General features: G+C 73.2%; 10 protein-coding genes. 1 reads left to right on the forward strand and 9 read right to left on the reverse strand.

What is annotated here, in order from left to right:
- Positions 1-15 precede the first annotated feature (15 nt).
- The 4 genes from OG753_RS39055 to OG753_RS39070 all read right to left on the reverse strand — a co-directional run bounded on the left by OG753_RS39055 (position 16) and on the right by OG753_RS39070 (position 5,519).
- On the reverse strand, positions 16-2,103 hold the full coding sequence (locus OG753_RS39055) for a SpoIIE family protein phosphatase (protein WP_405792312.1): 2,088 nt from the start codon (positions 2,101-2,103) through the stop codon (positions 16-18).
- A gap of 163 nt (positions 2,104-2,266) precedes the next feature.
- Positions 2,267-3,646 (reverse strand): LCP family protein, encoded by a 1,380-nt coding sequence (locus OG753_RS39060; RefSeq protein WP_405792314.1) that lies wholly within the window; start codon positions 3,644-3,646, stop codon positions 2,267-2,269.
- Between the two features lie 175 nt (positions 3,647-3,821).
- On the reverse strand, positions 3,822-4,253 hold the full coding sequence (locus tag OG753_RS39065; protein WP_405792316.1) for a VOC family protein: 432 nt from the start codon (positions 4,251-4,253) through the stop codon (positions 3,822-3,824).
- Positions 4,254-4,430: 177 nt separating this feature from the next.
- Positions 4,431-5,519 carry a DUF5954 family protein gene (locus tag OG753_RS39070; RefSeq protein ID WP_405792318.1) on the reverse strand — a complete coding sequence of 363 codons (1,089 nt, stop codon included), beginning with the start codon at positions 5,517-5,519 and terminating at the stop codon, positions 4,431-4,433.
- Positions 5,520-6,019: 500 nt separating this feature from the next.
- On the opposite strand from OG753_RS39070, the gene OG753_RS39075 reads away from it, so the two are divergent.
- On the forward strand, positions 6,020-6,373 hold the full coding sequence (locus OG753_RS39075; protein WP_327266510.1) for a hypothetical protein: 354 nt from the start codon (positions 6,020-6,022) through the stop codon (positions 6,371-6,373).
- Between the two features lie 19 nt (positions 6,374-6,392).
- Here the strand turns inward: OG753_RS39075 and OG753_RS39080 are convergent, their stop codons facing one another.
- The 5 genes from OG753_RS39080 to OG753_RS39100 form a co-directional block, all read right to left on the reverse strand.
- Complete coding sequence (locus tag OG753_RS39080; RefSeq protein WP_405792320.1) at positions 6,393-7,016, reverse strand: TetR/AcrR family transcriptional regulator; 624 nt, start codon at positions 7,014-7,016, stop codon at positions 6,393-6,395.
- Positions 7,013-7,975 carry a 3-hydroxybutyryl-CoA dehydrogenase gene (locus OG753_RS39085; protein ID WP_405792322.1) on the reverse strand — a complete coding sequence of 321 codons (963 nt, stop codon included), beginning with the start codon at positions 7,973-7,975 and terminating at the stop codon, positions 7,013-7,015. The genes OG753_RS39080 and OG753_RS39085 overlap by 4 nt, the downstream gene beginning before the upstream one ends.
- A gap of 94 nt (positions 7,976-8,069) precedes the next feature.
- Complete coding sequence (locus tag OG753_RS39090) at positions 8,070-9,242, reverse strand: acyl-CoA dehydrogenase family protein (protein WP_327266513.1); 1,173 nt, start codon at positions 9,240-9,242, stop codon at positions 8,070-8,072.
- A 38-nt stretch (positions 9,243-9,280) separates the two neighbouring features.
- The gene (locus OG753_RS39095; RefSeq protein WP_405792324.1) at positions 9,281-10,516 is read right to left on the reverse strand and encodes an acyl-CoA dehydrogenase family protein; all 1,236 of its coding nucleotides are present in this window, start codon (positions 10,514-10,516) and stop codon (positions 9,281-9,283) included.
- A gap of 44 nt (positions 10,517-10,560) precedes the next feature.
- Positions 10,561-12,675 carry an acetate--CoA ligase family protein gene (locus OG753_RS39100; RefSeq protein ID WP_405792326.1) on the reverse strand — a complete coding sequence of 705 codons (2,115 nt, stop codon included), beginning with the start codon at positions 12,673-12,675 and terminating at the stop codon, positions 10,561-10,563.

The raw sequence follows: 12,675 nt of genomic DNA on the forward strand, positions 1-12,675 counted from the left end.
GGGCCGATGGCCGGTTCACGCGGGTGGCGGGTGGGCGGGCACGCCGATGCGGGCCGCGAGGAGGGCGATGTCGTCGTCGGCGGACGCGGGGACCAGGTGCGCGATGAGGGAGTCGCAGAGGTGGTCGAGCGATTGCTGGGGTGCGCCGAGCAGGCCGGTGAGCTCGGCGAGGCGCTCGTCGATGTCGCGGCTGCGGGCCTCGATGAGGCCGTCGGTGTACAGGACCAGGACGCTCCCCGGCGGCACGGCGATGTCGGTGGTGGTGAAGGAGATGCCGCCGACGCCCAGGGGGACGCCCGGCGGGGTCGTGACGAGGTAGACGGTGCCGTCCGGCTGGACCACGGCCGGGGGCGGGTGTCCGGCGCGCGTGACCGTGCAGTGTCCGGTGACCGGGTCGCAGACCACGTAGAGGAAGGTCGCGAGCATCGGATCCGACAGGTCGGCGAGGGTGGCTTCGAGATGGTGGAGCAGGGCCGTCGGAGGCATGTCGAGGCGGCCGAGGGCGCGGACGGTCGCGGAGAGGCGCCCCATGACGGCGGCGGCCGCGATGCCGTGGCCCATGACGTCGCCGATGAGGAGCGCGGCCCGGCCTCCGCTGAGGGGGAGGACGTCGTACCAGTCACCGCCGACCTCGTTGACGTCGCTGGCCGCCAGGTAGCGGTGGGCGATCTCGATGCCGGGCGGTGGGGTGACGTGCTGGGGGAGCATGCTGCGCTGGAGGACGACCGCGGTCTCGTGTTCGTGGTGATAGAGGCGTGCGTTGTCGATGCTGATGGCGGCGCGGGCCGACAGCTCACCGGCGAGGGTGACGTCGTCGGACCCGAAGGGGCCGGTCCGCCCGGTGCGGTAGAAGGTGGCGACGCCGAGGACCATGTCACGGGCGACGAGCGGGGTCATCATGAACGAGTGCACGCCCAGCTCCAGGAGCTGGGCCGGCTTGGGGGTGTGCCGGGCCGCGGGTGCGACGGTCCGGTCGTCGAGGTGGGCGATCAGGAACGGCTGACGGGCAGCGAGGGCCTGGCTGTAGGGGGCGGTCGTGGGGAAGATGAGGGTCCTGCCCAGGGGCGCCAGGGCCTGTGTGACGGCGGAGCCGGTCAGGGGTGCCTTGCCCAGACGGCGCAGGGCGACGCCCCCGGCCAGGCCCGTGCCGGGTTCGATGCCCCGGGCGAGGGAATCCAGTACGTCGACCGTGACGGCGCTCGCGAGGTGCGGGACGGCGAGGTCGGCGAGTTCCTGCGCCGTGCGCTCCAGGTCGAGGCTGGCGCCGATCCGGGAGCTCGCCTCGCTGAGCAGCGCGAGGCGGCGGCGGCCCGCCTCGGCCTCGGTGTGGTCGCGCTGCTGCGTGGTGATGTCGAGGAGCGAGGCGATCACGCCGATCGGCCGGCCGCCCGGGTCCTCGACACGCACGTACGAGCACGACCACACATGGTCGTGCTCCGGGTCGGCCGGGGTCCGGCCGGTACGGCGACGGTCGAGGACCGGCTCACCCGAGTCCAGGACCTGGCGCATCGCCTCCTCCATCTCGCCGGCGTTCACCTCGGGCAGCAACTCCGCCAGCCGCCGCCCCACATGGGCGGATTCCGTGAGGCCGTTCATCGCTTCGAGGGCCGGGTTGACCTGGAGGAACCGCAGCTCCGTGTCGAGGACCCCGATTCCGACCGGCGAGCGGGCGAACAGCCCGTCCCAGACGGCCGAGGACCCCCGGATACGGCGTGCTGCGTGCGCGTCCGCGGCGAAGACCAGCACGGCCGAGGCGCCGTGGCGGCGGTCCGGGACCGGGCAGGCCCAGATCTCCAGCTCCAGCGGGTGACCCTTGCTGTGCCAGGCGGTGACCGTACCCATCACCCCGCGCCCGGTGGCGGCCGTCTCCCACAGGGCCCGGCCCAGGCTGCGGTCGGCTCCCGGATGGAGCAGGTCGGAGATGTGCCGCCCCAGCACCTCGGGCGGGGCGTAGCCGAGGAGCTGCTGGGCGCCGTGGTTCCAGCGGACGATCATCCCGTCGCTGCTGGTGGCCACGAGTGCGACCGACAGGGCGCCCAGCCATCCTCCGGCGTCCTGGGCGGCGCTGCTGATCAGGTCGTCGAGCGGCATCTCCTCATGCATCCTGCACCCGCTCCTCCGGGGCGGCCCCGGTCTCGCGCTGCGGCAGCCCCGCAGGACCGGGATGCGCCGCCGCCACCGCCGCCCCCGCACCGCAGCCGCGCCGCCGTCCGCTCCTGCGGCCGCTCACCTGGTGCGGCCTGCGGCTGTGCGTCGTCCACACCTCTTATCGTCGCCCGGATGGCTCTGTGGCGCCCCCCGGCCGCGCGGCTCCCGCGCCGGCGGCCGCCGCGGCGGGGGCGGCGACGGCGCAGCGGAGGCGGTCGGCGGTCACCGGGGCGCCGTCGGCCACGTTCCGGTCGTACGTCACGGCCCTGACCTGCACGGGCCGGACTCCGACGGCGACCGCGACGACCGCGTCGAGATCCGGGTCGGCCTGCAGGCGGGAGCCGGGAAGGGCGGCCGCGACGGTCGCCGCGTTCTCCTGCTGGCCGGTGGCGTAGCGGATGACGGGCGGGCCCGCCGGGCGCACCGGCGGGGCGGTCCGGGAGGTGTCGGTGACGGAGAACCCGTTGCCGCGCAGGGCGGCGGCCACGTCGGCGTCGTCCACGTGGACGGTGATCCGGGCCGGGTCGGTGGGGGCCGGATTCTCGGCGACGGGCTGGATCCGGGTGTCGCCGGTGATCGGGCGGTCCGCGCCCAGCGCGTCCCAGAGCGCGGCGGATCGGGCCTCGTCCCATACGAGGGTGGAGCCCACACCGGGTACGCGGTGGTCGAAGAGCCGGATCGGGACGGTCGCGAACTCCGTCCGGTCCGCCCGGAGGTGACCGAGCGACCAGCCGATGCGGACCAGGTCGTCCAGTCCCGTGCGCTCGTCGGTGCGTACGGTCTTCAGCAGGGTGCGTACGGTCCGCGCCGTGCTGATCGGGCCGTTGAGGGAGCCCTCCGCGGTGAGGCGCGCCAGCAGGTCGTTGACCACGCGCTGCTGGCGGCGGACCCGGCCGAGGTCGCCGGGCCGGAGGTTGACGTGCCGGGCCCGGACGTAGCGCAGGGCGTTGTTCCCGTTGGCGAGGTGGCGGCCGGCGCCGATGTCGAGGCCCGAGTTCTCGTCCTTGAGAGGGGTGTCCGTGCACACGGTCGCCCCGCCGAGGTTGTCGACCGTCTTCTCGAAGCCCGTGAAACCGGTCTCCAGGTAGTGGTCGATGCGCAGCCCGGTGGCCTTCTCGACGGTGGCCACGGTGAGCGGGCCCCCGCCGATCGCGTACGCACCGTTGATCTTTCCGCTGCGGGCCGGGCCGGTGGTGCCCGCGTACTCGACGTAGGAGTCGCGCGGGATGGAGACGATGCTCGCGCGCCGCCGGTTCTGGGACAGGTGCACGAGCATCATCACGTCGGTGCAGTTGCAGCCCTTGCCGCCCACGTGGAGCCGCCGCTTCTCGGCCGCGGAGATCCCGGCACGGCTGTCGATACCCACGACCAGGATGTTCGTGCCCCGGCCGCCGACGCCGACCGTCGGCGCGCTCGTGGCCGAGACGGCCTGCGAGCCGGCGAAGGTACCGCAGGAGAGGGCGGTCAGCAGGGTGAGGGCGACAGCGGTACGACGCAAGGCACATCCCCAAAATAGAACGAACCGGCTGAAATGGGGAATGTACTGGCCGTCTGTGCGAGCGGCCGGGCTGTACGCGCCGGGATTCCTCCCAGGAGGGGGCGGGCTTGGTACATCTGCCCGCCGTCGCGTCGGTGCGGGGTCGGGTGCGGCGTCCGGCGCGGCGTCGGGCCGTTCAGCGCTCGGACAGCTCCGAGGGTGCCTCCTGGACGACCCAGCTGTTGCCGTCGGGGTCGTCGAAGGTCAGGAAGGAGTTCCAGGTGTCGCCCTTGCCCTCCTCCCAGCCCGTCGGGCCGACGTGCCGAATGGGGGACACGTCCACCCCTCGGTCGGCCAGTTGTCCGCGGGCCGCCTCGATGTCCGTGACGCAGAGCTGCAGCCCGTGCAGAGTGCCGGGGGCCATGGCCTTGCTGCCGGGTGCCGCGGGCATGCCGCGGAGCATGGCGATGGAACACCGGGAACCCGGCGGGGTCATCTGGATGATGCGGACGCCGGGGGAGACCTCGTCGTCCAGGTCGATGGTGAAGCCGACCTTGTCGGCGTAGAAGCTCTTCGCGCGATCCATGTCGGTGACAGGGACGGGGACTACTTCGAGCGTCCAGTCCATGGGGTGTCTCCCTCGGGGCGTCAGCAGGTCTCGGACAGGGGGGTCCACCGTTTCCCATGAGGTCCTGCGGCGCACGTAGAAACGCCCGCCGGACCCCGACTTGTCCGCGGAGGGCGAGCCGGTGGTGGGCCCTCCGCGGCTGTTGCGTGTTGAGTGTTGCCCGGTCCGTCGGCCGGGTCAGGCGTCGGGCAGGACGCGGCCGTCCTCGTCGAGCGTGAGGTGGATGCGCGCGGGGTCCTGGCTGTTGACGTCTGACGGCCGCGGCCCCTCGGGCCCGTCGGGACCCCAGCGCAGCAGCCGACGGGTACGGGCGATCTGGTACACGGCGTCCTGGAACTCCAGCCGGTTGACGCGCCCGGTCCGGAGCGTGTCGGCGGCCCCGGCGTACGCCGCCAGCTGCGCGGCCCGCAGGTCGGCGGACTCCTTGCCGTCCGGGGCGGTCCAGGTACGGGCGTCCGCGCGCGGGTCGGCGTCCTCGGGGATGTGGCCGCGCATCCGCGGCCACATCCAGGTCAGGGCGAAGTCCAGCGACTTGCGGGCGGCGTGCGGGGTCGCGTGCGGACCGCTGACCGGTCGCCAGCCACCCGCGGTCCGCTCCACGACGGTGAACGTCGGCGGCATCACCAGGACGTCCGGATGGGTCTCCAACGCCCGCCGGGAGTCGGCGCGCACCTCCTCGGGGAACCGCGCGCCGGTGTAACACAGGTCGCGCAGCGACAGCTGCTCGAACGCCTGGGTCGGGGTGACCGGCGCGTCCGGATCCACCACGAGACCGTCGTCGATCTCGCATTCCCTGACGGCCCGGTCCCAGTCGGGCACGAGGGGCTCCGGATCGGTCGGGCGCGGTGCCTCGATACCGCCCGGACCCGAGGCGGCGTACTCCTCGGCGCGCACCACCCGGTACCGGGTCCCGGACATGAGGAGCTCGTCGACCCGCTCGCTCTCGAGCCGGGCGACCGCCGCCAGCAGTGCACGCCGCTCCGCCCGGTCCTTCGCCTCGTCCTTCGCGCGGAACCACAGCTGCGAGTTCAGCCCGTCGCGGGCCTGCTGGGGGCAGCCGGCCGTCACTTCGAGCACGACCCGCCACCGCGGCCCGTCCCCGGCGGACTGCGCCGCCACCCCGAACAGCGGGCCGCGCACCACCACATCGCCCGCACGCGCCGCGGCGTCGAGCGCGTCGGCCTCCACTGCGGCCTCCACCGGCTCGACCGGTACCCGCACCACCACCGGCCGCGCCCCGCGCGGCCTCATGTCCCCACGGTCCATGCCCCCATCCTGCCGACGACGGCCCGGCACTGCCCCTGATTCGCCGATTCCCCAGCCTCCGGGGTCCCCGGGCGGTACCGTCCGCACACCTTCCGCCGCACCCCTGACATTCGGCCCGGCCGGGTCGGTGGACGTGTCGACCGTGTATGCGTCGGTGGACTCCCGGCCCACCCTCGTGGAGGCTCTGCGGCGTAGGGACCCGCCGGATCGGAGCTAGGGGTGTTCTGCCGGTCAGGCCGGACACCCCTTTGGGTGCGCGCCACCCCACCGGGCGCTGTCCCCCGAGGGGGTCCGGTGGGGCGGGATCGTGCAGCGAGGCAGCCCGCCTCAACCCTTGAATGGGATGCTCCGACTGTAGGGCCGGCCACTGACAATGCCGGGCGATCCCCGCCCCTGAATCGAATGAACGTCCGATATCGGGCTCGGCGTGCTGGACCGGTCGGTCCGGCGCACCCTGGGGATGTGGGGGACCTTACCGAACGCGTGGGGAGGTTGGACCGATGCGCAAGTCCGACGGACCACAGCCCTGGGGGCCGTCCATGGAACCGCCCCCGGACCTGCTCTACTCGCCCGCCGGCGAACCGCTCGACGACGGTCGGCGCACCGCGGTCCTCGACTGGACCGTGAACCAGTACGTCAGCCTCGGGTGGCGCGTCGAATCCCGCTCCCCGACCCAGGCCGTGCTGGTCCGCGGCGGCGACGTCAACCACGTGCTGCACGCGATCCTGACCATCTTCACGTGCCTGCTGTGGGGCGTCGTCTGGATCGTGCTGGCCCTGGGCAACAAGAAGGAGCGCGTCGCCCTCACCGTCGACCCCAACGGCTACGTGCAGACCGTGCACGGTCCGGGCTGAACGCGGCCGTCCCCTGCGGTCAGGCCTCCCCCTCCGTCTGCGGGAACTGGGGGCCGATGCCCAGCGTGGGTGCGATGGTCCGCCAGATCGTGGACCTGGCCGACGTCAGGTCCACCCGCGGATCGTCGAGCATCAGCCGGATGCCGAGGCCGTCGCACAGCGCCAGCACCAGGGTTCCGAGCGCGGCCACGTCGCACTCGGTGAACTCCCCGGAGCGGATGCCCCGTTCCACGGCCCCGGTCACCCAGGCGTGCAGCTGGTCGTACAGGTCGACGGCCAAGTGCCGGGCCGCCGTGTCCCGCTGGGCGCGCACCCACAGCTCCTGCCAGAGCTTCCAGTCCTGGCGCAGCTCGGCATCACTCGGCAGCATGCTCCGCAGGATGCGGGCCAGGACGACGGAGGCGGGCACCGAGTCGGCAACGCCCACGGTGTCCGTACCGGTCTGGGCGAAGGAGTGCGTCATCGCCTCGGCGAAGAGCTTCTCCCGGGTGTCGAAGTGGTAGTGCAGCAGGGCCTTCGACACCCCGGCGTGCTCGGCGACCTTGCGCATGCTGACGTTCTCGAAGCCGATGTCGGCGATGACTTCGCACGCGGCCGTGAGGATTCGCTCACGCGTCTCGAGTGCGCGCTCGGCCTTGGTCACGTTGGCTGCTCCCCGTGTCGGCGCCCGTGAACCGGGCGGGTGGGCCCGGTTGCCGTGGCCACCATGCCCCCATCCTCGCTCATCACGACACCCCCACGGGCGCCGTAGGTGTGGAAGCCCCGGCCCGTCTTGCGGCCCAGCCGGCCCGCGTCGACCATCCGGGCCAGCAGCGGCGGCGGGGCGTACAGCGGCTCCCGGTACTCCGCGTACATCGACCGGGCGATGGCCTGCACCGTGTCCAGTCCGATCAGGTCGGCCAGGGCGAGCGGCCCCAGCGGGTGCGCGCAGCCCAGGGTCATGCCCCGGTCGATGTCCTCGGCAGAAGCGGTGCCGCACTCGGCCATGCGTACGGCGGCCAGCAGGTAGGGCACCAGCAGTGCGTTCACCACGAAGCCCGCCCGGTCCTGGGCCCGGACGACCTCCTTGCCCAGCACCCCGGTGGCGAACGCGCGCGTCCGCCGCACCGTCTCCTCCCCGGTGAGCAGGGAGGGAACCAGCTCGACCAGGGGGAGCACCGGGACGGGGTTGAAGAAGTGCAGGCCGACGACCTGCTCCGGCCGCGAGATGGCGGCGGCGAGCCGGATGACGGGGATGGAGGAGGTGTTCGTCGCCAGGACGGCGTCCCGGCGCTCCACCACCCGGTCCAGCAGCGCGAACACCTCCAGCTTCGCCCTCTCGTCCTCGGCGACCGCCTCGACGACGAGGTCCCGGTCCGCCAGCCCGGCCACGTCGGTGGTCACCGAGATCCGGCCGACGGCGGCGTCCCGTTCGGCATCGGTCAGCTTTCCGGACGCCCTGGCGCGTTCCAGGGAGCGGGTGATCCGCTCCAGGCCCGCGACCGCGGCCGTACGGGTCGTCTCCAGCACCACGACGTCCCGCCCGGCTCGGGCGCAGACCTCGGCGATGCCGGATCCCATCAGCCCGCAGCCCACTACCCCGACCCGTTCGACATCGGTCATCGATCCGTCCTCCCTCCTGTGGTTCCTCAGGTCCGTACGGGGCGGGCGGCGGTCCGGGCGGCACCCGCGGGCACCGCCCGGACCGCCGGCCCGGTCACCCGGCGGAGGGCATCTGCAGAACGCCCGTACCACGCTTGACCAGTTCGCCTGCGATGATCAGGCGCTGGATCTCCGACGTGCCCTCCCAGATGCGGTCGACGCGCAGTTCGCGGTAGAGCCGCTCGACCGGGTAGGAGCGGTCGTAGCCGCGCCCGCCGAAGATCTGCAGGCACCGGTCGACGACGCGGCCCGACGCCTCGCTGGCCGCCAGCTTGGCGATGGCCGCCTTGGCGTGCAGCGTCTTACGGTCGAGCGCGCCCTCGTCGACCTCCCAGGCGACCTGGTGCGTGTAGGCGCGGTTGACGGCGATGTCGACCGCGCAGTCGGCGAGCATGCCCTGGATGAGCTGGAAGTCGGCGATGGGCGAGCCGAACTGGCGGCGTTCGATCGCCCAGTCCCGGGCCAGTTCCAGAGCCCGCTCCGCCGCCCCGATCGTCCGGGCGGCGATCATCAGCCGCTCCTCGGTGAACCAGGAGCGCGTGATGTCGTAGCCCTGGCCCACCTCGCCCAGCACCGCGTCCTCGGGGACGAACACCTCGGTGAAGGTGAACTCGGGGTGCTCGTAGACGAAGGTGTGCATCCAGCGCGGCACCCGGGTCATCTCGATGCCCGTCGTGTCCTTGTCGACGAGGAACAGCGTCGGTGCGCGCTCCTCCCCGGCTGCGGCGAGCACGATCATGAAGTCGGCGTGGTCGCCGACGGTGACGAACCACTTCTCGCCGTTCAGCACCCACCCGCCGTCGGTCCGCGTCGCCGTGGTCCGCAGGCTCTGCGGGTCGGAGCCGGCCTCCGGCTCGGTCACCGCGTAGCAGTCCCGGCGCTGCCCCCGGATCACCGGGACCAGGTAGCGCTCGCGTTGCTCGGGCGTGCAGTACGACAGGGCGTTGGCCGGTCGCCACACCATGTCCCACAGGGCTCCGGTGAGCCGGCCGAGCTCCGCCTGGACCGTGACCTGCTCCAGGATCGTGAGACCGGCGCCTCCCCACTCCTTCGGCATGTTGACGGCCTGCAGCCCGCTGTCGAGGACCGCGTCGCGGATCTCGGTGTGGGCCTGCGGGGGCAGCCCGTTGTTCTCCTCGCAGTCGAGCTCGTACTTGGTGATGAAGTCGGTGAGCGCGCGCGCCGAGCTCCGCAGTTCTTCCTGACGGGCGGTGAGGCGGAAGTCCATGGGTGTCTGTCCTCTGGGTCGTGTCGGGGGAGCGGTCGTCAGGAAGCGGAGGGAAGGGAGCCGGGAAGCGAGCCGGGAAGGGAGTCGGGAAGGGAGTCGGCACGGGTGACGGGGAGGGCGAGGGCCCGGGTGCCGCGCTTGATCAGCTCGTTGGCGATGATGAGCCGCTGGATCTCGGACGTGCCCTCCCAGATCCGGTCGACGCGCAGTTCGCGGTACATGCGCTCGACGGGGTACGTACGGTCGTAGCCGCGCCCGCCGAAGATCTGCACGCACCGGTCGATGACCCGCCCCGCGGCCTCGCTCGCCGCGAGCTTCGCCGTCGAGGCCTTCGCGTGCAGCGTCTTGCGGTCGGTCTCCGGCCGGTCCGCCTCCCAGGCGACCTGGTGCGTGTAGGCGCGGTTGACGGCGATGTCGACCGCGCAGTCGGCGAGCATGCCCTGGATGAGCTGGAAGTCGGCGATGCGGGAGCCGAACTGGCGGCGTTCGATCGCCCAGTCCCGGGCGAGTTCCAGCGCCCGCTCGGCCGCGCCCACGGTCCGCGCGGCGATCATCAGCCGCTCGTCGGTGAACCACTCCTTGGTCAGTTCGTAGCCGTTGCCGACACCGCCGAGCACGTCCTCGTCGGGAACGAAGACATCGGTGAACGTGAACTCGGGATGCCCGTTCACCGCGGAGTGCATGAACCGCGGGACGCGCGTCATCTCGACCCCGGGCGCCTCCTTGTCCACGAAGAACAGGGTGGCCGCACGCTCGGGCCCCGCATCGGCCTGCACCAGCAGGAAGTCGGCGATGTCGCCGCAGGTCACGAACCACTTCTCGCCGTTCAGCAGCCATCCGCCGTCGGTACGGGTGGCGGTGCTCGTGCCCGATCCGGGGTCGGAGCCCGCACCGGGCTCGGTCACCGCGAACGCGTCGAACCGCTCGCCCCGGATGACCGGCAGCAGGTACTTCTCCCGCTGTGCCTCGGTGCCGTACGCCAGGACGTTCGCCGGCCGCCAGGGGATGTCCCAGAGGCAGTTGGTGACCTTGCCGAACTCCTCCTCGACGATGACCTGGTCCAGCAGGGACAGGCCCGCGCCGCCCCATTCGGCCGGCATGTTGATCGCGTAGACGCCCGCCTCGACGGCGGCACGGGTCAGTTCGCGGACGGTCTCGACGGGCAGCGGGCCGCCCGCCTCCTCGGAGCGGTCCTCGTACGTCATCAGGAGCCGGGAGTAGGCGGCGGCTCGGGCCTTGAGGTCGGCCTGCTCGGGTGTGTAGCGGAATTCCATTTGCGGTCAGTCCTCCAGAGCACAGGGGGTGGTGGGTGGAGCGGTCAGCCCAGGACGGCCCGTGCGTCCAGGGCGAGGGCGCCGTCCGGGCGCACCAGCAGGGGGTTGACCTCCAGCTCGGCGATCTCCGGATGCGCCGCGGCGACGGTGGTGATCCGCTCGATGACGGCGGCCGCCGCGGCCACGTCGACGGCCGGCCGGCCGCGTACGCCGTCCAGCAGCGCCGCACTGCGCAGACCGCGCAGCAGGGCCTCGGCCCGCCGGGCCGGCACGGGCGCCAGCGCGAAGGCGACGTCGCGGAGCGTCTCGGTGAGGACACCGCCGAGCCCGACCAGGGCGACCGGCCCGAACCGGGGGTCCTGGTTCACGCCCACGATCAGTTCGATGCCGTCCGTGAGGTCGGCCATCGCCTCGACCGAGTAGGCGGGCGCACCGAGCCGGGCGTGCATCTCCCGGTACGCGGCCAGGAGCGCGTCCCGGTCGGCGAGGCGCAGCGCCACGCCGCCGGCGTCGGACTTGTGCAGGAGGTGCAGGGCCTTCAGTACGTACGGCCCGTCGAACTCCGCTGCCGCGGCGAGCAGTCCCGCCTCGTCCGTGATCTCGCGCGCCGGCGGGAACGGGACGCCGGCGGCGCCGAGCAGCGCCCGCACCCCGTGGTAGCCCGGATCCCGCAGCGGCTCGGCCGCGGCCGGCAGCGGCGGGACACCGCCGGTGCCGGCCGCAGCCCGGCCGGTCATCGCCGCCAGCGCGCGGGCGGCGTCCTCGGTGGCGGCGAACACCGGCACCCCTGCCTCGGCCAGCACCCGGCAGCTCGGCGACTGCGGATACATCGACTGCACGACCAGGGGCTTCGGTACGCCGGTCAGGTGCGCGACGATCTCCTTGGCGGCCGCGGTCTCGCCGTCGGCGAGTACGGAACCCCCCGACGGGCCGCCGCCCAGACCGCCCTCGGAGGCGGCGTACCCGCCGAAGTACCCGGTCATCAGGACGGCGTCGACCTCGTCCGCGGCGAGGAGCTCCCGGGCGGTGTCCGCGTACGAGAGGGGCCGCTGCTCACCCATGCCCGCCAGGTCGACGGGGTTGCCGACCGAGGACTGCTCCCACAGCACGCCGCGCAGCGCGTCCTGCGTCGGCGCGCCGAGTTCCGGTACGCCGAGCCCGGCGTCCTCGGCCGCGTCGGCGGCGATCGCGCCGTGGCCGCCGCCGTCGGTGAGGACCGCGGTGCGCCGGCCGCTCGTACGCGCTCCCGCACCCAGTGCGGCCAGGACGACGGTCATCTCCCGCGGCGTGCGGACCAGTTCGACCCCCGCGTCGCGACAGGCGGCGGCCACCACGTCGGACGAGGTGGTGAGCGCCCCGGTGTGGGACTGGGCGCTGCGCGCGGAGGCGGCGCCCCGGCCGGCGGTGAGCAGCACCACCGGCTTGCCCGCGGCGGCGGCGGCCGCCGCGAAGGCGCGGCCGTCGCCGAAGTCCTCGGCGTACACGGCGATGGCGGAGGTGGCCTCGTGGCGGGCGCAGTCCTGGACGAGGTCGACGAGGGTGACGTCGGCCTGGTTGCCCAGGGAGACGAAGCGGGAGAAGCCCAGGCCGTGCGGCTCACCGCGGAGCTGGAGCTCGAGGGCGAGGTTGCCGCTCTGGCTGAGCAGGGCGACACCGCCGGGGGCGAAGCGGTCCGAAGCCAGGTACAGCTCGGTGGTGTTGTCGGCGATGCCCAGGCAGTTGGGTCCGACGAGGACGGCTCCGGCGGCCCGGACCCGCTCGGCGATCGCGCGCTGCCGGGCCAGGCCCGCGGGTCCGGCCTCGGCGAAGCCCGCGGTGATGGCGACGAGGGCCTTCGCCCCGCAGGCCAGGGCTTCGTCGACGGCCGCCTCGAAGCCGGCGCCGGGTACGGAGATCACCACCAGGTCGACGGGTTCGCCGAGGGCGGAGAGGGAGGGGGCGGCCGTCCGGCCGAGTACGGTGCCGCCGCGCCGGTTGACCAGGTGCACGGGTCGCCGGTCGGGGGCGCGCAGTGCCTGGGAGGCCACGGCGTGGCCGTACTTCGCCGGGTCGTCGCTGGCGCCGACGACGGCGACCGAGCGGGGGTCGAAGAGGGCGGTCAGGTCACGGGGCATGTCATCACCGGGTATGCCATCACGGGGCATGTCGTCGCTGGGCAT

The sequence above is a fragment of the Streptomyces sp. NBC_00029 genome, assembly GCF_045160505.1.
GTDB lineage: Bacteria > Actinomycetota > Actinomycetes > Streptomycetales > Streptomycetaceae > Streptomyces.

Coding starts and splice junctions, on each gene's coding strand:
- OG753_RS39055 (WP_405792312.1), bottom strand. CDS start 2,103: ATGCATGAGGAGATGCCGCTCGACGACCTGATCAGCAGCGCCGCCCAG.
- OG753_RS39065 (WP_405792316.1), bottom strand. CDS start 4,253: ATGGACTGGACGCTCGAAGTAGTCCCCGTCCCTGTCACCGACATGGAT.
- OG753_RS39070 (WP_405792318.1), bottom strand. CDS start 5,519: ATGGACCGTGGGGACATGAGGCCGCGCGGGGCGCGGCCGGTGGTGGTG.
- OG753_RS39075 (WP_327266510.1), top strand. CDS start 6,020: ATGCGCAAGTCCGACGGACCACAGCCCTGGGGGCCGTCCATGGAACCG.
- OG753_RS39085 (WP_405792322.1), bottom strand. CDS start 7,975: ATGACCGATGTCGAACGGGTCGGGGTAGTGGGCTGCGGGCTGATGGGA.
- OG753_RS39090 (WP_327266513.1), bottom strand. CDS start 9,242: ATGGACTTCCGCCTCACCGCCCGTCAGGAAGAACTGCGGAGCTCGGCG.
- OG753_RS39095 (WP_405792324.1), bottom strand. CDS start 10,516: ATGGAATTCCGCTACACACCCGAGCAGGCCGACCTCAAGGCCCGAGCC.
- OG753_RS39100 (WP_405792326.1), bottom strand. CDS start 12,675: ATGCCCAGCGACGACATGCCCCGTGATGGCATACCCGGTGATGACATG.